This is a genomic window from Streptomyces sp. NPDC025721, assembly GCF_055558595.1.
Genome location: NZ_JBVHMF010000037.1, coordinates 1 through 23,344, shown reverse-complemented (window position 1 = coordinate 23,344; position 23,344 = coordinate 1). Strand labels below are relative to the sequence as shown.

The following is a 23,344-nucleotide window of genomic DNA, read 5'->3' as shown; positions in this document are numbered from 1 at the left end:
GTCCGGATCGCGCCACACGCCTGGGGCGGTTACCCCGGCCGACCGGCACCTCGTGGCAGACTCGCGCGAGGAACGCCGTGTCCCGACCCGGGGGCGCTGGCCCGAACGGCCCCCGATCGCTGCCCGGTCGGCTCTGTCGGACCGCGGGCGAGACCTCCGAGTCTGGGACGACGACTTCGACTCCGCGGAGGAAGACATGTCTCAGGCACCCCCGGCCCAGCCGGGCAGCGCTCTTGACGACACCGAACTGGCCGCCCTGGTCGCCCACTGGAAGGCGGCCAACTACCTGTCCGTCGGCCAGATCTACCTGCTCGCCAATCCCCTGCTCGAGGAGCCGCTACGCCCCGAGCACATCAAGCCGCGGCTGCTCGGCCACTGGGGGACCTCCCCCGGCCTCAACCTCGTGCACACCCACCTCAACCGGGTGATCAGGACCCGCGGGCTGGACGCGCTCTGCGTGTGGGGCCCCGGACACGGCGGCCCCGCGGTGGTGGCCAACTCCTGGCTCGACGGCAGTTACTCCGCGACCTATCCCGACATCGGGCGGGACGCGGACGGCATGGCCCGGCTGTTCCGGCAGTTCTCCTTCCCCGGCGGCATCCCCAGCCACGTCGCGCCCGAGACGCCGGGCTCGATCCACGAGGGCGGCGAGCTGGGATATTCGCTGTCCCACGCGTACGGCGCGGCCTTCGACAACCCGGACCTGCTGGTGGCGTGTGTCGTGGGCGACGGCGAGGCGGAGACCGGTCCGCTGGCCACTTCCTGGCACTCCAACAAATTCCTCGACCCGGTGCACGACGGCGCCGTCCTGCCGATCCTGCACCTCAACGGCTACAAGATCGCCAACCCGGCGGTGCTGGCCCGGCTCCCCGAGCACGAGCTGGACGAACTGCTGCGCGGCTACGGCCACGACCCGATCCACGTGACGGGCGACGACCCGCACGACGTGCACCGGGCGATGGCCGCGGCCATGGACACCGCGCTGGACCGTATCGCCGCCATCCAGGACGCGGCGCGTGCGGGCGACGACGGCGAGCGGGCCCGGTGGCCGATGATCGTGCTCCGTACGCCGAAGGGCTGGACGGGACCCGCCGAGGTCGACGGGCTGCCGGTGGAGGGCACCTGGCGGGCGCACCAGGTGCCGCTGGCCGGGGTCCGTGACAACCCGGAGCACCTGCGCCAGTTGGAGCAGTGGCTGCGCTCGTACCGCCCCGAGGAGCTCTTCGACCGGGACGGCCGCCCGAGCGCCCAGGTGCTGAGCTGCACGCCGGACGGCGAGCGGCGGCTGGGTCTGAACCCGCACGCCAACGGCGGTCTGCTCCGGCGCGACCTGCCGGTGCCGCCGCTGGAGGACTTCGCGGTGGCGGTCGACAAGCCGGGGGTGAATCTGCACGAGCCCACGCGGGTGCTCGGCGGGCTGCTGAAGCAGATCATGGCCGACACCGCGGAGCACCGGGACTTCCGGCTGGTCGGCCCGGACGAGACCGCCTCCAACCGGCTCGAAGCCGTCTACGACGTGAGCGGGAAGGCGTGGGAGGCCGAGGTACTCGACACCGACGAGCACCTGGAGCGCGGCGGCCGGGTGATGGAGATCCTGTCCGAGCACACCTGCCAAGGGTGGCTGGAGGGCTATCTCCTGACGGGCCGTCACGGCCTGTTCTCGTGCTACGAGGCGTTCGTGCACATCGTCGACTCGATGGCCAACCAGCACATCAAGTGGCTGCGCACCTCACGGCCGCTGCCGTGGCGGCGGCCCATCGCGTCGCTCAACTACCTGCTGACGTCGCATGTCTGGCGGCAGGACCACAACGGCTTCTCGCACCAGGACCCCGGCTTCGTGGACCACGTCCTCAACAAGTCCCCCGAGGTCGTGCGGGTCTACCTGCCGCCGGACGCCAACACCCTGCTCTCCGTAGCCGATCACGTGCTGCGTTCCAAGGACTACGTGAACGTCGTGGTCGCCGGGAAGCAGCCCTGCTTCGACTGGCTCGATCTGGAGGCCGCCCGCGCGCACTGCGCACGCGGCGCCGGCATCTGGGAATGGGCGAGCTCCGAGGACGGCGCGGAACCCGATGTGGTCCTGGCCTGCGCCGGTGACGTCCCCACGCAGGAGACCATCGCCGCCGTGTCCCTGCTGCGCGAGCACCTTCCCGACCTGTCGGTACGGGTCGTCAACGTGGTCGATCTGGCGCGGCTGCTGCCCAAGGACGAACACCCGCACGGCATGCCCGACGCCGAGTACGACGCGCTGTTCACCCCCGACAAGCCGGTGATCTTCGCGTACCACGGCTACCCGTGGCTCATCCACCGGCTCACCTACCGCCGCACCGGCCACGCCCATATGCATGTGCGCGGCTACAAGGAGAACGGCACCACCACCACGCCGTTCGACATGGTGGTCCGCAACGACCTCGACCGCTACCGGCTGGTCATGGACGTCATCGACCGCGTCCCCGGCCTCGCGGTGGCGGCGGCGCCCGTCCGTCAGAAGATGGAGGACACCCGGCTGCGCCACCACGCCTGGATCCGCGAACACGGCGTCGACCTCCCCGAGGTCGCCGACTGGTCCTGGACCGGCTGAGGGCCGGGAACGATTAGAGGTGGGAACGGCGGGCCTTCCGAATTCCGGGAGGCCCGCCGTCGCTGCGCGGGGCTCGCGGTCAAGGGGCGGCCGGTGCCGCGAGGCCGTGGTCCTTCGGGGTGCTCGGGCCGGTGAGGGAGGTCGCGAGGGTGGCGGCGGCGATGGTCACCAGGGCGCCGAGCATGAGGGCCGCGGCCTCACCGGGTTCGAGCAGGCGCAGTTGGGTGCCCAGGGTCGCGGCGGCCACCGGGACGCCGAGCTGGGCGGAGGCGAGGACGCCCACGGCGAAGGGCTGGCCGGTGACCCGCAGCGCGGCGTGCACCGCGACCGCGCCCAGCCCGAGCGCCGCGCCGAGCACCGCGAAGGAGGGGTGACCGGCCAGGGCGCGCAGATCGAGGGACGCCCCCAGCCACAGGAAGAACAGCGGGCCGAGGAAGCCCTCGGTCAGGGCGAAGAGCTGTTTCGCCAGGCGGCGGGGTTCGCCGATCGCGGAGACGACCAGGCCGAAGGAGAAGCCCGCCAGCATGATCGAGACGTGGGTCCGCACGGCGAGCGCGGCCAGTGCGAACAGGATGACCAGGCTGATCCGCAGTTCCAGGGCGAAGCGCCGCTCCTCGGAGAGCCGGTGCATTCTGCGCCGCAGGCCGTCGCGCTCGAACCGGCGCAGGACCAGGAACAGCGCCGCCGCGCAGGCGATGACCGCGCACGCGCCGAGCGCCGCGCGGGCGGCGTGGCGCGGGTCGATCACCAGGGGCAGGGCGACGATGCAGGCCGTGTCGGCGACCGCGACCTGGGGCAGCATGCGCAGGATCTGCGGGCCGCCGAGCGACAGCGAGTCGACGATCGGCAGGATCAGCGCGGCGGACGACGACGCCATCAGCACCGTATAGAGAGCGGTGTGCCCGGTGTCGAAGCCCCGCGCCAGGAGGAATGCGGGGACCGCCGCCAGGACGCCGACGGCCAGGGCGCGCCCGGCCCCGCTGCCCAGTCCCGCGCGCAACTGCGGGTCACGCACCGGTACCCGTGCGCCGGCGACGAACATGATCAGGGCGAAGCCGATGTCCGCGAGGAAGGCGAACGTCGGATCGTCGGCGTGCAGGTAGCCGATCACGGTGGGTCCGAGCAGGACACCGGCGGCCAGCTCGCCCAGGACGACGGGCAGGTGCCACTGTTTCGGCAGGGCCAGCAACGGGCCCAGCAGGGCGGCCAGGGACAGGACGGCCAGCGTCGCGAAGCTCACAGGCGGGGTCTCCTGGCAGACGGAAGGACCGGCGGGTCACTCACCGTACTGGCGGGACCGTGGCCGGGCCAGCACCGTCGGTCACACGCTGTGGTGGCCCCAGCGCGAGTCGGCGTCCGTCCACTCGGCGTCCCAGCGGGCACACCGGCGGTGGTCGAGGAGTTTGGTGGTGATCCCGCAGCCGATCAGGACGCCGACGCAGATGGCGAAGGCCGCTCCCGCGCCGATCACATCGGCCTGGAATTCCCCGGAGGAGGGGGACAGCGGCTGCGCGACCTCGATACCCTGGCTGTTGGTCCACACCGGAACGACGGCGCCGCGGGAGGTGCCGGGACTGGCCGTGACGATGCCGGTGAGCACGGTGCCGTCGGGCGCCTTCCACTGCGCCGGTACGTCCACCCGGGACAGCCGGTAGCCGCCCGGGGCCTTCTGGGTCAGGACCGCGCTGGTGCTGTGCCGGTCGAGACGCTGCTGCGCGTACTCGCGCTGGAGACCGTGCGCGGTCGAGACTCCGACCAGCACCGCGACCACCAGCGCGGCCAGGGCCGCCGCGAGGAAGGCCCACGCCTCCACGGCGTACGAACGTCGGCGCAGCGGATTCTTCCGCAGACGCCACAGCCAGATTCCGCGTTCCATGGTCGGTCCCTCCTCGTCGAGCGACACGACGGGGGCCGACTGACCCCGTGTCTCCACGCTCCCGCCTCCCGCGCCGTCTGCGGAGGGCCGAACGGCCCTGTCGGGTGGGTGGACCGGACCGCGTGGGACGCCGCCGGGCTCCGCGGCCGGACCGCATGAGAGCTTCGGCCACCCGTCACCGAAACGGAGCGGTCATGAGCACACGGTGAGTGGTCGCGCGATGGCCGAACGGGTGAGGTCCGTCGGGGCGCCGGAAGGCATCAGCGGCGGACGGTGGCCGCCGGGCCCGCCGTGGGACGCCTGCCGCCTCGAAGCCTCGACGCCTCGGCACGTGACGCCTCGGGGCTCTCGGCCCAACCGGGCCGCCGGGCAGAGCCGTTCGGCCCTGCGGGTCGGGCCGTGAGCCCCCAGCGTGCGGCCAACACCGCGCGGCACAGTGGTGTCTGACCGAACGTCAACCCCCATTGAACTGGGAGCCGTCATGGCAGTCCACGACCACACCCGGCAGCACGCAGGGTTCCGCCTCCCCGCTCGGAACAAGGCGTCCGCCGACCGCGGCGGCGACGCGACGGCCGTCGGCACCGACTCCGCGCTCGTCGCCAAGTCGCTCGCCACCGTACGGATCGCGACCGGTTTCGTCTTCCTGTGGGCCTTCCTCGACAAGACCTTCGGGTGGCACTACGCGACCGGCTCCGGCAAGGGCTGGATCGACGGCGGGTCGCCCACCAAGGGGTTCCTGTCGGGTGTCTCCGCCGGTCCGCTGGAGTCGTTCTTCCACGACATCGCGGGCAAGGGCTGGACCGACTGGCTGTTCATGCTCGGCCTGCTCGGCATCGGCGTCGCCCTCATGAGCGGCGTCGCCCTGCGTCTGACCGCCGCCGCGGGCACCGTCTTGATGGCCATGATGTGGGCCGCCGAATGGCCGCCCGCGCAGCACCTGTCCACCGGCGCGCCGAGCATGTCCTCCAACCCGTTCGTGGACTACCACCTCATCTACGCCCTCGCGATGATCCTCTTCGCCTTCGCCGCGGCGGGCACCACGTGGGGGCTCGGCCGGGCCTGGGCCCGCGTCCCTCTCGTCGCCCGCCACCGTTGGCTCGTGTGAGCCCCGCACCACCCGCGCCTGACGGGGCACCGCCACCACGGCGGTGCCCCGTCGCACGCGTGCGCGCCCTCGATGTCCGTCGTGGGCGCCGTCAGCGGGCGACAGCGTTCGTGAGCGGTCGGTCAGTGGCCGGTCAGCGGCCGGTCAGCGGCCGTCGTCAGCGCGAGGCCCGGCGGAGCCGCTGTAGGCGCCGCAGGCGGCGGAGCCTGGCCAGGAGCGTGCGGTGCCGTGCGGTCGGCACGTTCTTCGCGGGGGACGGCCGAGGGTCCGCGGGGGGTGGCTGGGGATTCGCGGGCGCGGTGGAGGGTCGGCGGTCCGCGGTGGACGGCCGGGAGGTCGCGGGCGGGCCGGGCGGCGAGGGCGCGTCGGGCCGCGGGCGGGCGTCCTGGGCCGGGTAGAGGCCCTCCTCCGGGTAGCGGGCGGTGGCGATGGCGTCGACGATCTGGTCGTCGGTGAAGGCGGCGCCGCCGAGGACGTGCGGGAGGAAGCCGATGAGGACGCCGTCGCGCGTCACCACCGCGTCCAGCCCGGCGGCTCCGCCGAGGTTCCACTGGGCCTCGCTGCCGTCCCCCAGCGCCACGCCGATGCCGAATTCGTAGACGCCCGCGTCGGCTCGGTGGGCCATGACGCCTCGTGCGCGCAGGGCGGTCACCATGCGCTCGATGCGTTCAGGATCCATGGCAGAAGTCCTTCTTTCCGTCGCTTCTCCCCCGTGCCGCCGCGTGGGTGCGGCCTTCGGTCAGGTGGTGTGGCCCGCTCCGTGGGCGGCAGGGGGCCGGGCCGGCGGGTGCGGGTGGCGCCGGGTCAGCCCGGCGATGTCCTCGGCGGTGACCACGCCGACGACGCGGTTGTCGTGCAGGACGAGAACGGGGCTGCCCGAGGTGGTGGCGAGACGGTCGAAGACGTCGGTGACCCGGTCGTCGGGGTCGACCAGCAGGCAGCGGTCCAACGGCAATGCGACGTCCCGTACCCGGGTGTCCCGCCTGCGCACCGCCGGGACGGACAGGAGCGCGGACGCGGTGACGACGCCGCTGGGCCTGCCGTCGAGGTCGGTCAGCGGAATCACCGTACGGACGCCGACGCCGGAGGCCGAGGTGGCCAGGAATTCGTCCACGGTGTGCCAGTCCTGGCCCGCGACGGCCGGGTGCATCGCCTGGGTGACACGGACGCCGCGCAGGGTCTCGTACAGCACCGAGCGGCGGACCTCCGCGTAGGCGGTGAAGGAGATGAAGGCGCCGAGCAGGACCAGCCACAGCCCCGCGGCCTGGCCCATGAGGACTTCGAGCCAGCCGCCGGCGAGCAGCGCGACGCCGAACACCTGGCCGCAGCGCCCGGAGATCCTGGCCGCGCGCTCGCGGTCGCCGCGGATCCGCCAGATCACCGCTTGCAGGACCCGGCCGCCGTCGAGCGGGGCGGCGGGCAGCAGGTTGAAGACGCCGAGGAGTCCGTTGGCCCACGCGACCCAGGCGAGTACGGCCGCGGCCACGGCCCAGTGCAGCGTGTCGTCGACCGCCACGGCGGCGGCCAGGAACAGCCCGCCGAGCACCAGGTTGGTCAACGGCCCGATCGCCGCCACCCAGCCCTCGTCGCGGGGCGTGGTCGCCGACCCCATCCGCGTGACGCCGCCGAGCGCGAAGACCGTCACGTCCTTGACCTCGATCTTCGCGCGGCGCGCCGCCAGGGCGTGGGCCGCCTCGTGCGCGACCAGGCTCACGGCGAGCGCCAGTGCGCCGATCAGCGCCCCGGTGCGGTAGGCGGCCGCGGAGTGGCCCGGCGCCCAGGCGGACAGGACGCCGCCGCCCAGGGCGACGCCGACGAAGACGATCAGCAGGGGCGCGCTCCAGTGCATCCGCAGCGGCACACCGGCGATCCGGCCCAACCGCACCGATCCGTTCATCGCACCTCCAGCCCCCGCTCACCGCGCATCGCGCAAATCGCGACAAAAGCCGCCCTCCCCTCCATGGTCCTCCCCCGCGCCCCGGACCGTGCGGCCCGGCCGACTCCGGGGCGGGATCTTGACGTCTCCCATGCGCCGCCGCCCCCGTCCCCCGAGGCGCCCGACGAACGGAGGCCGGGGCGCCCAGGGCGGGATTTCTTCTGCCCAACGCCTTGACGCCGCCACAGTGAGCGCTAACAATAACGGCCAAGCGATAGAGGGTCAGACCCCCGCGTGACGCGCTCTCGCGCTCTGCGTCCAGGCCGAGCCGCCACGGACGGGCCCGGAAGCCGGGAGCGCGTCGGCGGGCGAACGGCCCTCCGGTATCCCGCCGCCGCCAGGGACGGCACGGGCCAGGACCGTTCACGCACGGTCGGCGCGCCTCGGCGTGCGACACCCGCCGCGTGCCGCCTTCGCGTTGCCGCAGCACTGGACCATGTCGCATTGTTAGCGATCACAATTCAAGCTCACCGCAACCGTCACGGATCCGCCGTGCGGCCAGGTGCGATGCGCCGCCGCCCGCTGCCGGGCGGCGGTCCCCCCACTCACATCGAGGAGGACATTCATGTCCCTGACCGCAACGAATCCCTTAGCGGGCCGCTTCAGGAAATGGGCGCTCTGCCTCGCCGCCGCGGCGACCCTCGTCGCGGGTCTCCTGATCGGCGGCACGGGCACCTCCCACGCGGCGGGTTCGCTCCCCTGCGACGCGTACAGCGCGGGCGGCACCCCCTGCGTGGCCGCCCACAGCACCACACGGGCGCTGTACTCCACGTACAGCGGCTCGCTCTACAAGGTCAGGCGCGCCTCCGACAACGCCACACAGAACATCGGCGTGCTGAGCACGGGCGGATACGCCAACGCCGCCGCACAGGACTCGTTCTGCTCCGGGACGACCTGCGTGATCACGGTCATCTACGACCAGTCGGGACGCGGCAACAACCTCACCCAGGCGCCCGGCGGCGGGGCCGCGGGCGGACCCGACAATCTGGCGAACGCGACCGCGGCGCCGACCACGGTGGGCGGCCACAAGGCGTACGGCGTCTACGTGGCGCCCGGCACCGGCTACCGCAACGACCACACCAGCGGGATCGCGACCGGCGACCAGCCGGAGGGGATGTACGCGATCCTCGACGGCACGCACTACAACGGCGGCTGCTGCTTCGACTACGGCAACGCCGAGACCAGCAACAACGACACCGGCAACGGCCACATGGAGGCCATCTACTTCGGGAACATCAAGGTCTGGGGCTACGGCGCGGGCAACGGCCCCTGGGTCATGGCCGACCTGGAGAACGGCCTGTTCTCCGGCGTGAACCAGCACTACAACGCCAACGACCCGACGGTGAATTTCCGCTACCTGACCGCCATGGTCAAGGGCGGCCCGAACCAGTGGGCGATCCGCGGCGGCAACGCGCAGTCGGGCGGCCTGTCGACGTACTACAGCGGCGTCCGCCCCAACGTCTCGGGCTACAACCCGATGCACAAGGAGGGCGCGATCATCCTCGGCATCGGCGGCGACAACAGCAAGGGCTCCGCCGGTACGTTCTACGAGGGCGTGATGACGTCCGGCTACCCCTCCGACGCCACCGAGAACGCGGTGCAGACCAACATCGCGTCCGTCGGGTACACGACCCAGTCGTCGGGCTCCGGTTCGCTGACCCCCGGCTCGCGGATCTCGCTGCGGGCCACGACCGCGTGCTGCACCACCGACTACATCCGGCACGACGACAGCGACGCCAATGTGGTCATCTCCCCGGTGTCCGCGTCCAGTTCGGCGACCGACAAGGCCGACGCGACCTGGATCGTACGGGCGGGTCTGGCCAACAGCGCCTGCGTCTCCTTCGAGTCCGCCAACACCTCGGGGCAGTACCTGCGCCACTCCAACTTCCAGCTCAAGCTCAATGCCAATGACGGCGGTTCCCTCTACGCCCAGGACGCCACCTTCTGCCCGCAGCCGGGCAACAACGGCCAGGGCAACACCTTCCAGTCCGTCAACTACACCGACAAGGACATCCGCCACTACAACAACACCGTCTACATCGGCGGCAACGGCGGCTCCAACGCCTGGGACAGCGCCACGTCCTGGAGCGACGACACGAGCTGGGTCGTCTCCCAGCCCTGGGGCTGAGCCGTCCGACGTTACGGGCCGCGCCGCCACCCGGCGACGCGGCCCTCCCCGTCCGCCACCGCCTCTCCTTCCGTCTCCGTCTCCGCTTCCGTCGCTGTCTCCGCCTCCGTCCCCGTCTGCTGGGGGCCGGCCGCCCGGCGGGCGCGGGTCTGCTGGATCTCGCAGCCGATGAGGGGGCCGCCGAAGAAGACGAAGCCGACGCCGATCAGCCAGCACTGCACCATCAAGACGGTGCCGACCGAGCCGTAGGTGACGGCGTTGGTGACGATGAGCGGCGAGAAGACCAGCCAGGAGAAGCCCCGCAGGCCGACGAGGCCCGCCATGGTGAGGACGGCGCCGGGCAGGGCCGCGCGCCAGGTGATGAGGCCGCCGAGGAGGAAGCGCTGGCCCCACCAGAAGAAGAGGACGCCGAAGACGAGGGTGAGGGTGATGCGGACGACGGCCTGCCGCCAGCCGTGGCTGAGGAAGGCGCCGCTCTGGGCCTCGGCGAAGAGATACGCCGTCAGGCCCGCGAGCCACACCGCGCGCCGCCACACGCTGTGCCAGGGGCTGGCGGGCAGCTCCCAGACCTTGCGGTAGCCGGTCTCGACGCTGGCCGCGAAGGACAGTCCGAAGATCGCGAGCGAGGCCAGGCTGAGCGCGCTGGTGGTGCTCAACACCCGCCGTGGTGTGGCGAACAGGCGCTGCACGGACTCGGCGGGGTGCGGGGGCAGGCCCATGCCGTCGACCACCCACTGGGCGAAGCCGGTGCGTTGGAAGGGCGCCGCCGCGGCGACCACGATCAGCAGCGGCATCAACGTGACCAGGCCGAGCGCGGCGAAGCCCATCGAGCGTTGCAGCAGCTCCAGTTCGGCGCCCTTGCGCCACACGCGTCCGGCCGCCGAGCCTTCCCAGACCCGGCGCAGATCCACCATCGTCCCCCTCCTCAGCCGGAGTTCAGCCCCGTGCGGTCGTTGTCACCGTTCCCCGTACGCCGTCCTCGTCGCTCCTGTGTTCGGCGTATGCCCCCGCGCACGGCCGGCTATCCGGGATGGGCGAGGTCTCCGCGACGCGGCACGGGAGCACGGGGACAAGGGAATACGCATCGTCACCGCCGCCCGTGGGAGACTGCACGGTCGATCACGAGGGGTGGGGCATGCACACGGAACGCGGATTTCCGGACCGCGAGCGGCTGGAAGGGGTGGCACGGGCCGCCCTCGGACCCGGCCGCCGCATCGCACGGGTCGACCGACTGCGCGGCGGCAGCAAGAAGGGCGTCTACCGGCTGACGCTCGACGACGACTCGACGGTCATCGTCTACATCTGGGACGACACCGAGAACTACTGGCCGAGCGACGGCACGGACGCTGACCACACCGACCCGTTCTCGCACGCCTCCGGCATCGACCTCTTCGAAGCCGCGCACGGGCGCCTTCACGACCTCGGCGTCCGCTCACCGCGGATCCGTCTGACCGATACCAGCAAGGCGCACTACCCCGCCGACATCGCGGTGGTCGAGGACGTGCGGGGCCCGACCCTTGAGGAGATGCTGCGCGCCGACCCCCGGAGCGCGGCCCCGGTCATGGACCGCCTCGCCGAAGCGCTCGGCCTGATGGCGGACCACACCGCTCCGGGCTTCGGCAAGGTCGCACTGGTCGACAACGGCGGTGTGTCGAAAGGCGGTTCGTGCGAGGGGGCCGTCCTGGACCGCGCCCTCGACGACCTGTACGAGGCCGCCCGGCGCGACACCCGTATCGCCGTCGTCCGCGACCGGCTGGAGGACGTCGTGCGGACGGCGTACGCCGCGGTGCCCGCGCGCGAGCGGTTCGCCGTCGTGCACGGCGAACTCGGTCCCGACCACGTACTCGTGGACGCCCGAGGCAGGCCGGTCCTGATCGACGTCGAGGGGCTGATGTACTTCGACGTCGAGTGGGAGCACGCCTTCCTGCGCATCCGCTTCGGCGACCACTACGCCCGGCTGCTGCCCGGCCGCCCGGCGCCCGGCCGAGGTCCGGACCGGGGCGGGGCGGAATTGGACGGGCGGCGGCTGCGGTTTTACGCGCTCGCCATGCGGCTGTCGCTCGTCGCCGGGCCGCTGCGCCTGCTCGACGGCGACTTCCCCGACCGCGACTTCATGCTGGGCGTCGTCGAGCACAACCTCCGGGAGTCGTTGGCGTTCCTGGAACCCGACCGGACCCGGTCGCCCTGACTCAGACCGCGATGGCGCGCGGGGCGGACTTCAGGGAGACGGCGGCTTCCGCGGTGTGGACGAGGAAGGTCAGGGTCTCCTGGAAGTAGAGCCGCACGCTGGTGTCGTCGTGGGACAGGTAGCCGATGGACAGGTCCTGGCCGAGGCGCAGTTCGAAGTCGCCGCCGCGGCCGGCGATCAGGAAGGCGCCGTCGATGGCGGGCGCCCAGATGATGTCGCCGTCCAGCAGCCGGGCCAGGTGCTGGTGGATCGGGTAGCCGTGGTCCGAGGTCTCGTTGACCGCGGTGTACGCGTCGGCGCTGAGCGCCAGGTGGTAGGTGCCGTCGACGCCCGCGAGGCGCAGCGCGGTGATCGCCTGACTGACGGCGTTCGGGTAGTCGCGTACGTCGTCGGGCAGGGTGATCGCCTGGTTGGAGGAGGCGGCGCGGATGCCGTCGATACCGGCGGCCGGGTAGCCCTCGAAGATCACCCGGTCCTCGGCGAAGGCGAGCTGCCGGGCGGCGTCCTTGACGGGCTGCCAGTCCGCGTCCTTCGCGCCGCGCTCGACGTCGTCCACCTGGCGGCGGTCGACGCTGAAGGGCAGCCGCAGTTCGACCACCGGCTGCGAGCGCCGTACGTGCGCGGCGACGCCGTCGGCGGGCGACTCGATGGCGTCGAGGTGCCCGGTGGCGACGGCGGACAGCTCGGATCCGGCCGGCTCCGGTACGTCCACGATCCGGCGCCCCGCCACGTTGCGCTTGAACGTGCGTCGCGCCTCGTCCTCCAGATCGGCCCAGGCGGCGGCGGAGATGGGGGCCAGTTCACGATGCAGGTTGTTCACGGCGTGGTGCTCCTCTTCAGGTCGCCGATACCCAGCGAGTCGTCGGGTACGGCGGGGGCGGATTCGACGGGGACCGTGACGGGGGCGGGTGCGGCCGGGGTCGCGGTGCCCGGCGCGGACGCGCGGGCGGGCGGGTCGGGGAGGTCGTCCAGGAAACCGGCGGCCGGGGCGTGGAACAGGGTCCCGGTGACCGCCGTGGAGAAGTCCAGGATGCGGTCGTGGGTGGCGGGCGGCTGGCCGAGGAACATGTTCCGCAGCATCTGCTCGGTGACGTCGGGGGTGCGCGCGTAACCGATGAAGTAGGTGCCGAATTCGCCCCTGCCCGGACTGCCGAAGGGCATGTTGTCGCGCAGGATCTTGCGCTCGGTGCCGTCGGCCTCGGTGATGGTGTTGAGCGCGACGTGCGAGGCGTCCTCGTCCAGCTCCACATTGCTCAGCTTGCGGCGGCCGATGATCCTTTCCTGCTCCTCGACGGGCAGCGCGTTCCAGGCGTCGAGGTCGTGCAGATACTTCTGCACGATGACGTAGCTGCCGCCCGCGAAGTCGGGGTCCTCGTCACCGATGAGCACGGCCCGGTGGGCGGCCGGGCCGACCGGATTCTCGCTGCCGTCGACGAAGCCGAGCAGGTCGCGGGCGTCGCGGTAGACGAAGCCCTGGGTCTCGTCGCGGAGGGTGACCGACCCGCGCAGCCGGTTCATGATCTCGGTGGCGAGCGAGAAGCACAGGTCCATCCGGGTGGCCCTGATGTGGAAGAGCAGGTCGCCGGGGGTGGAGACGGCCCGGTGCCGGGCGCCGCGCAGTTCCTCGAAGGGGTGCAGCCCGGCGGGGCGCGGTCCGGCGAAGAGCCGGTCCCACGCCTCGGAGCCGATGCCCGCGACACAGCTCAGCCTGCCCTCGGGGCTGCCGAAGCCGATCGACCGCTGCAAGCCCGCGAGGTCGGCCAGCAGGTCGCGCACCACGGCCTCGCCGCCGGGGTCGACGGTCACCACCAGGAAGGTCGCCGCGGTGGTCAGCGGGCTCAGCACCGCCTGCGGTTCCGCCGCCGGGGACGGTGCCGCGGGCACGCCGCTCTCCTGTGTCGTCAATGCGTTCCTCACCAGGCTCGGATCGGACAGGGACCCCGTGGATCGGAAGGGGTCCGCGTACAAGCGGGACATCTCAACTATCGCAAAGCACCGGGACTCGTGCCCGCGCCCCGGCCGGACATGCCGGTCGGGGCGCGGGGATGTGCGATGCGGTGATGTCCGCCGGGGTCGATCCGTACAGGTCAGCCCGGTGGCCGCGGCGTCAGCCCAGGGTCGACAGCGCCTGGTTCAGCGTCTGCGACGGCCGCATGACGGCCGCGGCCTTGGCCGCGTCGGGCCGGTAGTAGCCGCCGAGGTCGACCGGCGAGCCCTGGACCGCGATCAGCTCGCCGACGATGGCCTGCTCCTGCTCGGCCAGCGTCGTGGCGAGCGCGCCGAACGCCTCCGCGAGCTTGATGTCGTCGGTCTGCGCGGCCAGCTCCTGGGCCCAGTAGAGGGCCAGGTAGAAGTGGCTGCCGCGGTTGTCGATGCCGCCGAGGCGGCGGCTGGGCGACTTGTCCTCGTTGAGGAAGGTGCCGGTCGCCCGGTCGAGGGTGTCCGCGAGGATCTGGGCGCGCGGGTTGTCCGTGCTCTGCGCGAGGTGCTCGAAGCTCACCGCGAGGGCGAGGAACTCACCGAGGCTGTCCCAGCGCAGGTAGTTCTCCTTGACGAGCTGCTGCACGTGCTTGGGCGCGGAGCCGCCGGCGCCGGTCTCGAACAGTCCGCCGCCGTTGATCAGCGGGACGACCGAGAGCATCTTGGCGCTCGTGCCGAGTTCGAGGATCGGGAAGAGGTCGGTGAGGTAGTCGCGCAGCACGTTGCCGGTCACGGAAATGGTGTCCTCGCCGCGGCGGATCCGCTCCAGCGAGAAGGCGATGGCGTCGACCGGCGGCAGGATCCGGATGTCGAGGCCGTCGGTGTCGTGCTCGGGCAGGTACCGCTCGACCTTGGCGATCAGGTTGGCGTCGTGCGCGCGGTCCTCGTCCAGCCAGAACACCGCGGGGGTGCCGGTGGCGCGGGCGCGGGTGACGGCGAGCTTGACCCAGTCCTGGATCGGCACGTCCTTGGTCTGGCACATGCGGAAGATGTCGCCCGCGCTGACGGCCTGCTCCAGCACGGCCCGGCCGGCTCCGTCGACCACGCGCACCGTACCGGTGACGGGGATCTCGAAGGTCTTGTCGTGGCTGCCGTACTCCTCGGCGGCCTGGGCCATCAGGCCGACGTTGGGCACCGAGCCCATGGTGGCCGGGTCGAAGGCGCCGTGCGCGCGGCAGTCGTCGATGGTGACCTGGTAGATGCCCGCGTAGCTGCGGTCCGGGATGACCGCGAGGGTGTCGGCCTCCTGGCCGTCAGGCCCCCACATGTGACCCGAGGTGCGGATCATGGCGGGCATGGACGCGTCCACGATGACGTCGCTGGGCACGTGCAGGTTGGTGATGCCGCGGTCGGAGTCGACCATGGCCAGCTCGGGGCCCTCGGCGAGTTCGGCGTCGAAGGACGCCTTGATCGCGGCGCCCTCGGGCAGCGACTCCAGACCCTTGAGAATGCCGCCGAGGCCGTCGTTCGGGGTGAGACCGGCCGCGGCGAGCGTCGCGCCGTGCTCGGCGAAGGTCTTGGGGAAGAAGGCGCGTACGACGTGGCCGAAGATGATCGGGTCGGAGACCTTCATCATGGTGGCCTTGAGGTGCACCGAGAACAGCACGCCCTCGGCCTTGGCGCGGGCGATCTGGGCGGTGAGGAATTCACGCAGCGCCGCGACCCGCAGGACGGCGGCGTCCACGACCTCACCGGCCAGTACGGGTACGGACTCGCGCAGCACGGTGGTGCTGCCGTCGTCCCCGGCCAGCTCGATGCGGAGCGATCCGGCCTCGGAGACGACCGCGGACTTCTCGGTCGAACGGAAGTCGTCGCCGTCCATGTGCGCGACGTTCGTCTTGGACTCCGGCGTCCAGGCGCCCATCCGGTGCGGGTGCGCCTTGGCGTAGTTCTTCACCGAGGCGGGGGCGCGGCGGTCGGAGTTGCCCTCGCGCAGCACCGGGTTGACGGCGCTGCCCTTGACCTTGTCGTAGCGGGCGCGGACGTCCTTGTCCTGGTCGGACTTCGGGTCGTCCGGGTAGTCGGGCAGCGCGTAGCCCTGCTCGCGCAGCTCGGCGATGGCGGCCTTGAGCTGCGGGATCGACGCCGAGACGTTCGGCAGCTTGATGATGTTCGCGGCGGGCGTCTTGGCCAGTTCACCCAGCTCGGCGAGCGCGTCGTCGATCCGCTGGTCCTCGCGCAGGTACTCGGGGAAGACGGCGATGATCCGCCCCGACAGCGAGATGTCGCGGGTCTCGACGGTGACACCGGCGGTGGAGGCGTACGCCTCGATCACCGGCAGCAGCGAGTACGTCGCCAGGGCCGGAGCCTCGTCGGTATGCGTGTAGATGATGGTCGAGTCAGCCACCGGTCACTCCGTCCAGGTCTGCAACATTGCTCGACATCAAGATATCCCGTGACCGACCCGTGTCCTACCCGCCCCCACCTCCGCGCCCCGCGCGGACGGCCCGGATACCGCCGTACGCGCGCCGCATGACCGCGTCCCGGCGCAGGTCAGAGGTCCCGCGTCGGGCAGCGTCGGGCACCCGACCTCACTTGTCAGACAATATTCATGGCCGTGAACTCCCCTTCCCCGCGCGGTCGTACGGGAGCGTCGGGCCACGACGGATGCCGCGCGGGCGAGGAAAGAGCCGCGGTGTCCGGGGCGCGGACCGGGCCGTACGCGCCGGTGTCGCACGGCCGCGATACGGGTCGCCACTTGGGCGATTTGTTCCGTTTGCGGCACTTTGGAACCTCGGCCATGCTGAAGGAGATCCAGCCGAACAAGGAGATGATTCCATGAACTCGGATCTCACAGCCCCGGTCGAGTCGGCGGTCCTCGCCGCTGAGGTCGAAGGACTGCTGGACTCCGCGGAACCCGAGGGCATCTACCGCGACACGCGCGAGTGCGGCGGCGGTCTGCTCCTCGTAGGACTTCTGCTGATCTCGCCCCCGACCCCCCGTCCGACGAAGACGGACGCGTCCTGAACTGAGGGGTCACGTTGGCAGAGCAGGCGCAGGGGACATCCCCGCTGAGCGCTGTGGTCGCCGACGTCGCACAGGCAGTCGCCCTCGCCCTTCGGGGCGGGGGCGGCTCCTATGCGCTGTCGCGCGTACTCCCGCAGGGCGAAGCGGTGGCATCGGCCGCGATCCGGGTACTGGGCGCCGACGTACTGGCGCCGTACGCGCTGGACCGCGGCCCCGCCCATGACACGGGCGGCGCGGCGGGCACGGCCGATCAGGCCCTCGTCCGCGCCGCGCTCGCCGCCTATCCGCCGGGGGCCGACGCCTCCGAGGTGTCGGTGTGGAGCTACCGGGGGCTCGCGGCGGCGGCGCGCGCCTTCCTGCCCGCGGACGCCGACGGCCGGCCGCCGGAGCCGCCCGCCGCGACGCAGTGGGCCGCCACCGACGCGTGGCCGCGACTGGCCCACCGGGCCTCGCAGTTGGCCTCGCTGTCACTGCCGGGGCTCGACACCCCGCTGGCCGGGTGCCTGGCGGAGCGCACCGACGACCTGGCCCGCGGCTTCGTCCGCGCGGTCCGCCGTCGGGACTGGCTCCAGGCGGCCGGGCTCGGCCGCTGGCTGGCGGGCCTGCCGGACGTTCCGGACTCGCTCGGTCTGGACAGCGGCCTGGTGTTCGTCCGTCAGATGAGCGGCGACGACCCCCGCGTGGCGCTGCACATCACCGCGGCGGCGCGTTTCCACGGGCGCGGTTCGTGACCGGCGGCCGGGTCCCCGCGGCGGGCGTCGGCCCGGAGCCGCTGGACCGCATGGCCGTCTCGGCGCTCACCTGGCTGGACGGCATGCGCCCGTGCTTCCGGCTGCCCCCGGACGTGACGACCGACGCCGATCCCAACACCACGCTCAAACCCCTCGGCGAGCTGGCCGAACTCAGCCACCTCATCCGTACGCACCACCCGCTGCCCGCCGTCCGCGACCTCGCGGACGGCCTCTTCCGCTTCGCCTGGCGTGAGACGGGCGACGGTGAGCTGTTCGGCGACCTGATCCGCGGCGAGCCGCGCGCGACCTACCCGGTCGAGCTGTACGGGGTCTTCGCGCAGACCGGGCTGAGCCATCCGGGCGTCGAGGAACTGGTGCGCACCATGACCGGGCTGCGCGGCTGGCGGGTGGCGCGCGAGGACCACACCCGTACCCTCGGCGTGCTCAACGCCGAGCGGCGGATCGGGCTGCGCCACCACGCCGACTTCGACGCGGTGCTGGCCATGACGGGACTCGGCCGGGCGGTCGAGCCGTGGACGCTGGACCGCAAGGCGGCCTACGGCGTGACGCACGACGTCTTCCACCTCACCGACTGGGGCCGCGCCCCGCACCGGATGCCCGCCGACCGCGCCGAGTATCTGCGGCTGTGGATCCCGTCCTGGCTGGAGAGCTGGCTGGAGGAGGAGCTGTGGGATCTGGTCGGCGAACTGCTCGCCGTGGCGGCCTGCCTGCCCGCGCCCGTCCCGGACGCGGCGGCCTGGCGGCTGCTGGCCGGGGCGCAGGGCGCGGACGGCGCGGTGCCCGAGATCGGCGCCGCGCCGCCGCCGGGCACGGCCGCCGCCGAGGCGTTCACCGCCTGCTACCACTCCACGTTGGTGACCGCCTTCGCGGCCACCCTGGCCCGGATCGGCCCGACGCGGCCGGCGGGCCCGACCGCGGGCGTACGGCGCCCGGTCCTGGAAAGCGAGGCAGCATCGTGATGACGACGGCCGCATCCCCCGCGCTCCTGCACCAGGTGGGCGAGCGCGCGCTGGCCTGGCTCGACGCGAACCGGGAGCACTTCCGGCTCACCGACGACGACCACGCCACCAGCGGCGCGGTCATCGAACGCCTCAAGCCCATCGGCGAGTTGGCGATCAACATGCGGGTGCTCTCGCGCGAGGGCGTGGCCGGGTCACGGCAGCGCGACCGGTCGCTGCGGCTGCTGGACTTCGCCTGGCGCGAGTTGCTGGACGGCGGCAACGTACTGGCGGCGCTCCAGCGCGACGAACCGCTCTCCCCCGTGCCGCTGGAGATCTACGCGACCTTCTACGAACTGGGCCACCGGCACCCCGGTGTGGAGGACGCGGTCGCCCTCTCGCGCCGCACGGCGTCCTGGCGGGCCCTGGAGATGGTGCCCAACCGGCGCCTGGGCCTGCTCAACGCCGAGCGCAAGCTGGGCCTGGTGCCCAGCGGTGACTTCGACCTGGCCGTGGAGCGCACCTGGCTGGGCCAGACGCCGGAGCCCTGGACGGTGCAGTTCCACATCGCGTACGACCTCACGCACACCGTCTTCCACCTCACCAACTGGGGCGAGGCGCCGGACCGCATCCCGCCCGCGATCGTCGACTATCTGACGCGGTATCTCCCGGCCTGGACCGAGGACTGGGCCGACCTCGCCCACTGGGACCTGCTCGGCGAACTGCTGGTCGTGGACGCCTGTCTGCCGCGCCCGGCGCTCGACGGCGAGGTGTGGGAGCGGTACGCCGCCGCGCAGTCCGACAGCGGTGCGATGCCGGTGCGCAACGGGATGCCGGACGGGAACGCGGCCGAGGTCTTCGACCAGGTGCACCACCCGACGCTGGTCGCCGCCTTCGCCTCCGCGATGGCCACCTCCCGCGCGCTGTCGGCGGACGCGGACGCGGTCGCGTGAGCGCCACAGCGGTGGACCTCGCGCCGGACGAGGCCGAGGACCGTACGGCCGACGGCGCGCCGGTCCGCGACCTGCTGGAGCGGGCGGTCACCGAGGTCAGGGCGCCCGATGTCGTGCTGGCCGTCTCCCGCGCGGGACGGCGGACGCTGGTGGGCGGCGGCAGCGCGCCGCCGCGGGCGGCGCGCGAGGAGGCGCGGTACGAACTCGGCTCGCTCTCCAAGACGTTCACCGTGCTGCTGCTGGCGGCACTCGCCCGCGACGGCGTACTCGGTCTCGACGACCCGCTCGCCGCGCACCTGCCGGACCTGCCGCTCCCCCACCCGTACGCGCGGCGGATCACGCTGCGGCACCTGGCGACCCACACCTCGGGGCTGCCGCGCGTGCCGCGTGACCTGGTGGCGGGCGCGGTGCTGCGGCCGTACACCAACAGCTACGCCCGCTACGACACCGGACGGCTGCTGCGGGCCTTCGCGGACACCCGTACCCGCCACGCCCCCGGCAGCCGCTGGCACTACTCCAACCTCGGCATCGCGCTGCTCGGACCCGCGATGGAACACGCCACGGGAACGGACTACGGCACGCTGCTGGCGGGGCGGGTGCTGGCGCCCCTGGGGCTGCCCGGCACCACGACGGGGCCGGGCGGTGTCCTCGCGGCGGTCGGCTACCGGACCGACGGGCGTACGCCGCTGCCGCCGACCGACATGGCGGCCTTCACGGCGGCGGGCGGGGTCCGGTCCACACCGACCGACCTGCTCCGCTACGCCGAGGCGCACCTGCGGCCCGGCGGCACGGCGTTGGAGGCGGCGCTGCGCGACGTCCAAGTCCCGCAACTGCGCCGGGGGCTCGGTCACCGGAACACGCACACGCTGACCTGGTACCGCCATCCGGCGCCGGGTGGCCCCCTGCTCTTCCACGCGGGGGCCACCTTCGGGCAGCAGACGTTCCTCGGCTTCCACCCGGCGACCGGTACGGCGGTGGCCGGATGCGCCACCCGGCACGACCGCGGCTGCCGCATCGTCAAGACGGCCTACGCGCTGCTGTACCGGCTGTGCGGCGAGCCGAGGGACACGCCCTGACTCAGGAGGTCGCCGCCTCCACCTTCTCCTCCTGCGAGAAGTCCCCCGCCGTGGTGCGCAGCGGGACCTCCTTGATGAGCAGCGACAGCACGAAGGCGATCACCAGGACGCCCGCGCCGACGAGGAAGGCGACGTTGATCGCGTCGGTGAAGCCGGTCTTGAAGGGGTGGGCGAGCGCCGGGTCGACATGGCTGAGGAACGACGTGTCGTTGAGCGTGCCCGTGCTGCCCGAGGACGCCGAGGTGAGCGTCTTGAGCTGGTCCGGGTGCGCGGCGGCGGCCTGCTGGAACGCTTCTCCTCCCTTGGCGGCGGCGAAGGCGGAGCCGATCTTGCCGCCCACGACGGAGTAGACGATCGACAGGAAGACGGCGACGCCGAGCGTGCCGCCCATCTGACGGAAGAAGGTCGTCGAGGAGGTGGCGACACCGATGTCGCGCGGCGGCACCGCGTTCTGCATGGCGAGCACGATCGTCTGCATGTTCAGGCCGAGCCCGGCGCCGACGACGAACATCGACACGTCCACGTAGAACAGGCTGCTGTCGGCCGACATCTGCCACAGCATCAGCATGCCGCCCACCAGCAGGGCGCAGCCGATGATGGGGAAGATCTTGTAGCGGCCGGTGCGCGAGGTGATCTGGCCGGACACCATCGAGAAGATCATGATGCCGAGCACCAGCGGCAGGGTGAGCAGACCGGCCTTGGTCGGCGAGTTGCCCTTGACGAGCTGGAGGTAGAGCGGCAGCAGCGTGATGCCGCCGAACATGCCGATGCCGATGATCGCGGACTGCGCGGAGCCGACCGCGAAGACGCCGTTGCGGAAGAGCCGCAGCGGCAGCAGCGCCTCCTCGCCCGCCCGGCGCTCGGCCAGCAGGAAGGCGACGATGCCGACCGCGCCGATGATGTAGCAGGACAGCGAGGACGCGGCGCCCCAGCCCCACTCGCGGCCCTGTTCGGCCACGATCAGCAGCGGTACGAGGGCGACGATCAGCGCGGTCGCCCCGAGGTAGTCGATCCGGTGCGGCCGTCGTTCCTGGCGCACGTGCAGGACCCTGGCGACCACGAACAGGGCGAGGATGCCGATGGGGACGTTGATCAGGAAGATCCAGCGCCAGCCGTCGATGCCGAGCAGCGAGTCCTGCCCGGCCAGCGCGCCGCCGATGACCGGTCCGAGCACGCTGGACGTGCCGAACACGGCCATGAAGTAGCCCTGGTACTTGGCTCGTTGGCGCGGCGGGATGATGTCGCCGACGATGGCGAGCGCGAGCGAGAACAGCCCGCCCGCGCCGATGCCCTGGAGGGCGCGGAAGCCCGCGAGCATGTACATCGACGTCGACAGCATGCACAGCGCCGAGCCGACGATGAATATCGCGATGGCGAAGAGAAAGAACGGCTTGCGCCCGTACTGGTCGGAGAGCTTGCCGTACAGCGGTGTGCTGATCGTCGAGGTGATCAGGAAGGCGGTGGTCACCCACGCCTGGGCGGTCAGGCCGTTGAGGCTCTCACCGATCTTGTAGATGGCCGTGGAGACCACCGTCTGGTCCAGTGCCGCCAGGAACATGCCGAGCAGCAGCCCCGAGAGGATGACCATGATCTGCCGGTGTGTGTACTCCGTCGGGGGCGCCGCGGTGCCGGCCGGCGCGGCGTCTGCCTGAGCACTCATGGTGCTGCTTCCTCTCCCGTAATGCTGCTCTGTTTGCCTTGGGCAACATTACGCCGCCCGGTGCCGCGACCCCCTACCGGCTGCTGGGGAGTGCGGGGTCGCGGGTGCGGGCGGGGCGTGAGCGGGCGGCCTACCGGGGCGTGACGGCGTCCACGCCGGTCAGTTCGGCGGACAGCGTCCACAGCCGGGCGGCCTGGTCCGGGTCGATCGCGTAGTCCTTCACACCGATCCTGGTGCCGTCCGCGGGCGCGGGCTCGGCGATCTCGCAGTCCGCCAGGTAGACGCCGCCCTTGCCGTCGAGCATGGGCGAGGTGGCGGCCCAGACCTGGGTGGCGGCGCCCTGCTCGGTGCTCTTGAGCCCGGCGGACTCCAGCGGTTCGCCGTTCTCGTCGATCAGGCCGCGCTCGATCAGCTCCGACTGGGGCAGGTGGCGCTGGAGCGGGGTGAGGATGCCGCCGGGGTGCAGCGCGAAGGCCCGCACCCCGCGCCGCGCGGCGAGCTGGTCGAGGTGCACCGCGAACAGCACGTTGGCCGTCTTGGCCTGGCCGTACGCCTGCCACTTCTCGTAGCCGCCGCGCGCGAACTGCGGGTCGTCCCAGCGGATGGCGGAGTAGTGGTGACCGGCCGAGGAGACCGCGACGACGCGCGCGCCGCCGTCCTCGATCGCCGGCCACAGCCGGTTCACCAGCGCGTAGTGCCCGAGGTGGTTGGTGGCGAACTGCGCCTCCCAGCCGGGTCCTACCCGCGTCTCGGGGCAGGCCATGACGGCGGCGCTGTTGATGACGATGTCGATGCCGCGCCCGGTGGCCAGGAAGCGCTCGGCGAAACCGCGGACGCTGTCGAGGTCGGCCAGGTCGAGCTCGTCGACCTCCACGCCGTCGACACCGTCGAGCGCGTCCTTGGCGGTCGCGGGCCGCCTGGCCGGTACGACGACGTGGGCGCCCGCCGCGGCCAGCGCGCGGGTGGTCTCCAGGCCGATGCCGGAGTAGCCGCCGGTGACGAGGGCGAGCCTGCCGGTCAGGTCGATCCCCTCCAGCACCTCCCGCGCGGTGGTCTGTGCGCCGAATCCCGAGCCGATCGCGTGCTGAGTCGTTGTCATGTCTCACACGCTAGGTGTAGTGACCTGGAGGGTTGTTGACGCGGGTGATGGGTGGCTGGCCGCCGAGTGCGGTGTGGGTGCGGTGGTGGTTGTAGGTGTGGAGGA

The 23,344-nt window shown here is 72.1% G+C and carries 19 protein-coding genes; 9 read left to right on the top strand and 10 right to left on the bottom strand.

Going from position 1 to position 23,344, the window contains the following annotated elements:
* Nucleotides 1-196 precede the first annotated feature (196 nt).
* On the top strand, nucleotides 197-2,581 hold the full coding sequence (locus ACZ4EF_RS33715) for a phosphoketolase family protein (RefSeq protein ID WP_391164240.1): 2,385 nt from the start codon (nucleotides 197-199) through the stop codon (nucleotides 2,579-2,581).
* 79 nt (nucleotides 2,582-2,660) lie between these two features.
* Here the strand turns inward: ACZ4EF_RS33715 and ACZ4EF_RS33710 are convergent, their stop codons facing one another.
* Nucleotides 2,661-3,821 (bottom strand): cation:proton antiporter, encoded by a 1,161-nt coding sequence (locus tag ACZ4EF_RS33710; protein ID WP_401314493.1) that lies wholly within the window; start codon nucleotides 3,819-3,821, stop codon nucleotides 2,661-2,663.
* A gap of 81 nt (nucleotides 3,822-3,902) precedes the next feature.
* Nucleotides 3,903-4,457, bottom strand: coding sequence for an Rv1733c family protein (locus ACZ4EF_RS33705; protein WP_467507932.1), 555 nt, complete (start codon nucleotides 4,455-4,457; stop codon nucleotides 3,903-3,905).
* A gap of 481 nt (nucleotides 4,458-4,938) precedes the next feature.
* On the opposite strand from ACZ4EF_RS33705, the gene ACZ4EF_RS33700 reads away from it, so the two are divergent.
* Nucleotides 4,939-5,562 (top strand): hypothetical protein, encoded by a 624-nt coding sequence (locus ACZ4EF_RS33700; protein ID WP_355347459.1) that lies wholly within the window; start codon nucleotides 4,939-4,941, stop codon nucleotides 5,560-5,562.
* A gap of 157 nt (nucleotides 5,563-5,719) precedes the next feature.
* Here the strand turns inward: ACZ4EF_RS33700 and ACZ4EF_RS33695 are convergent, their stop codons facing one another.
* Nucleotides 5,720-6,241: a hypothetical protein gene (locus ACZ4EF_RS33695; protein WP_467507930.1), complete on the bottom strand. Its 522-nt coding sequence runs from the start codon at nucleotides 6,239-6,241 to the stop codon at nucleotides 5,720-5,722.
* A gap of 60 nt (nucleotides 6,242-6,301) precedes the next feature.
* Nucleotides 6,302-7,459, bottom strand: coding sequence for a site-2 protease family protein (locus ACZ4EF_RS33690; protein ID WP_467507928.1), 1,158 nt, complete (start codon nucleotides 7,457-7,459; stop codon nucleotides 6,302-6,304).
* Nucleotides 7,460-8,063: 604 nt separating this feature from the next.
* Here ACZ4EF_RS33690 and ACZ4EF_RS33685 point away from each other — a divergent pair.
* Nucleotides 8,064-9,626: an alpha-L-arabinofuranosidase B gene (locus ACZ4EF_RS33685; RefSeq protein WP_467507926.1), complete on the top strand. Its 1,563-nt coding sequence runs from the start codon at nucleotides 8,064-8,066 to the stop codon at nucleotides 9,624-9,626.
* An 11-nt stretch (nucleotides 9,627-9,637) separates the two neighbouring features.
* On the opposite strand, the gene ACZ4EF_RS33680 is transcribed toward ACZ4EF_RS33685, so the two are convergent.
* Nucleotides 9,638-10,540 carry a ribonuclease BN gene (locus ACZ4EF_RS33680; protein WP_467507924.1) on the bottom strand — a complete coding sequence of 301 codons (903 nt, stop codon included), beginning with the start codon at nucleotides 10,538-10,540 and terminating at the stop codon, nucleotides 9,638-9,640.
* Nucleotides 10,541-10,761: 221 nt separating this feature from the next.
* Between ACZ4EF_RS33680 and ACZ4EF_RS33675 the strand changes: the two genes are divergently transcribed.
* Nucleotides 10,762-11,814, top strand: a complete 1,053-nt coding sequence (locus ACZ4EF_RS33675) for a phosphotransferase family protein (RefSeq protein WP_467507922.1) — start codon at nucleotides 10,762-10,764, stop codon at nucleotides 11,812-11,814.
* Between the two features lies 1 nt (nucleotide 11,815).
* Here the strand turns inward: ACZ4EF_RS33675 and ACZ4EF_RS33670 are convergent, their stop codons facing one another.
* The 3 genes from ACZ4EF_RS33670 to ACZ4EF_RS33660 all read right to left on the bottom strand — a co-directional run bounded on the left by ACZ4EF_RS33670 (nucleotide 11,816) and on the right by ACZ4EF_RS33660 (nucleotide 16,141).
* Complete coding sequence (locus ACZ4EF_RS33670) at nucleotides 11,816-12,634, bottom strand: family 1 encapsulin nanocompartment shell protein (RefSeq protein WP_355347477.1); 819 nt, start codon at nucleotides 12,632-12,634, stop codon at nucleotides 11,816-11,818.
* Entirely contained in the window at nucleotides 12,631-13,698 is a 1,068-nt protein-coding gene (locus ACZ4EF_RS33665) for a Dyp-type peroxidase (RefSeq protein ID WP_467507920.1), read from the bottom strand. The genes ACZ4EF_RS33670 and ACZ4EF_RS33665 overlap by 4 nt, the downstream gene beginning before the upstream one ends.
* A gap of 223 nt (nucleotides 13,699-13,921) precedes the next feature.
* Entirely contained in the window at nucleotides 13,922-16,141 is a 2,220-nt protein-coding gene (locus tag ACZ4EF_RS33660; protein WP_355347483.1) for an NADP-dependent isocitrate dehydrogenase, read from the bottom strand.
* 431 nt (nucleotides 16,142-16,572) lie between these two features.
* On the opposite strand from ACZ4EF_RS33660, the gene ACZ4EF_RS33655 reads away from it, so the two are divergent.
* From ACZ4EF_RS33655 to ACZ4EF_RS33635, 5 genes are read left to right on the top strand one after another with little or no spacing between them, the layout of a single operon-like run.
* A complete protein-coding gene (locus ACZ4EF_RS33655) occupies nucleotides 16,573-16,761 on the top strand; it encodes a hypothetical protein (protein WP_391052108.1) in 189 nt (62 codons plus the stop codon).
* A gap of 14 nt (nucleotides 16,762-16,775) precedes the next feature.
* Nucleotides 16,776-17,492, top strand: a complete 717-nt coding sequence (locus tag ACZ4EF_RS33650; protein ID WP_467507918.1) for a hypothetical protein — start codon at nucleotides 16,776-16,778, stop codon at nucleotides 17,490-17,492.
* Nucleotides 17,489-18,472, top strand: coding sequence for a DUF6895 family protein (locus ACZ4EF_RS33645; protein ID WP_467507916.1), 984 nt, complete (start codon nucleotides 17,489-17,491; stop codon nucleotides 18,470-18,472). The genes ACZ4EF_RS33650 and ACZ4EF_RS33645 overlap by 4 nt, the downstream gene beginning before the upstream one ends.
* Entirely contained in the window at nucleotides 18,472-19,404 is a 933-nt protein-coding gene (locus ACZ4EF_RS33640; RefSeq protein WP_467507914.1) for a DUF6895 family protein, read from the top strand. The genes ACZ4EF_RS33645 and ACZ4EF_RS33640 overlap by 1 nt, the downstream gene beginning before the upstream one ends.
* The gene (locus ACZ4EF_RS33635; RefSeq protein ID WP_467507912.1) at nucleotides 19,401-20,480 is read left to right on the top strand and encodes a serine hydrolase domain-containing protein; all 1,080 of its coding nucleotides are present in this window, start codon (nucleotides 19,401-19,403) and stop codon (nucleotides 20,478-20,480) included. The genes ACZ4EF_RS33640 and ACZ4EF_RS33635 overlap by 4 nt, the downstream gene beginning before the upstream one ends.
* A 1-nt stretch (nucleotide 20,481) precedes the next feature.
* On the opposite strand, the gene ACZ4EF_RS33630 is transcribed toward ACZ4EF_RS33635, so the two are convergent.
* Complete coding sequence (locus ACZ4EF_RS33630; protein WP_391052099.1) at nucleotides 20,482-22,140, bottom strand: MDR family MFS transporter; 1,659 nt, start codon at nucleotides 22,138-22,140, stop codon at nucleotides 20,482-20,484.
* Between the two features lie 130 nt (nucleotides 22,141-22,270).
* Nucleotides 22,271-23,239: an SDR family NAD(P)-dependent oxidoreductase gene (locus tag ACZ4EF_RS33625; protein WP_467507910.1), complete on the bottom strand. Its 969-nt coding sequence runs from the start codon at nucleotides 23,237-23,239 to the stop codon at nucleotides 22,271-22,273.
* Between the last annotated feature and the right edge of the window lie 105 nt (nucleotides 23,240-23,344).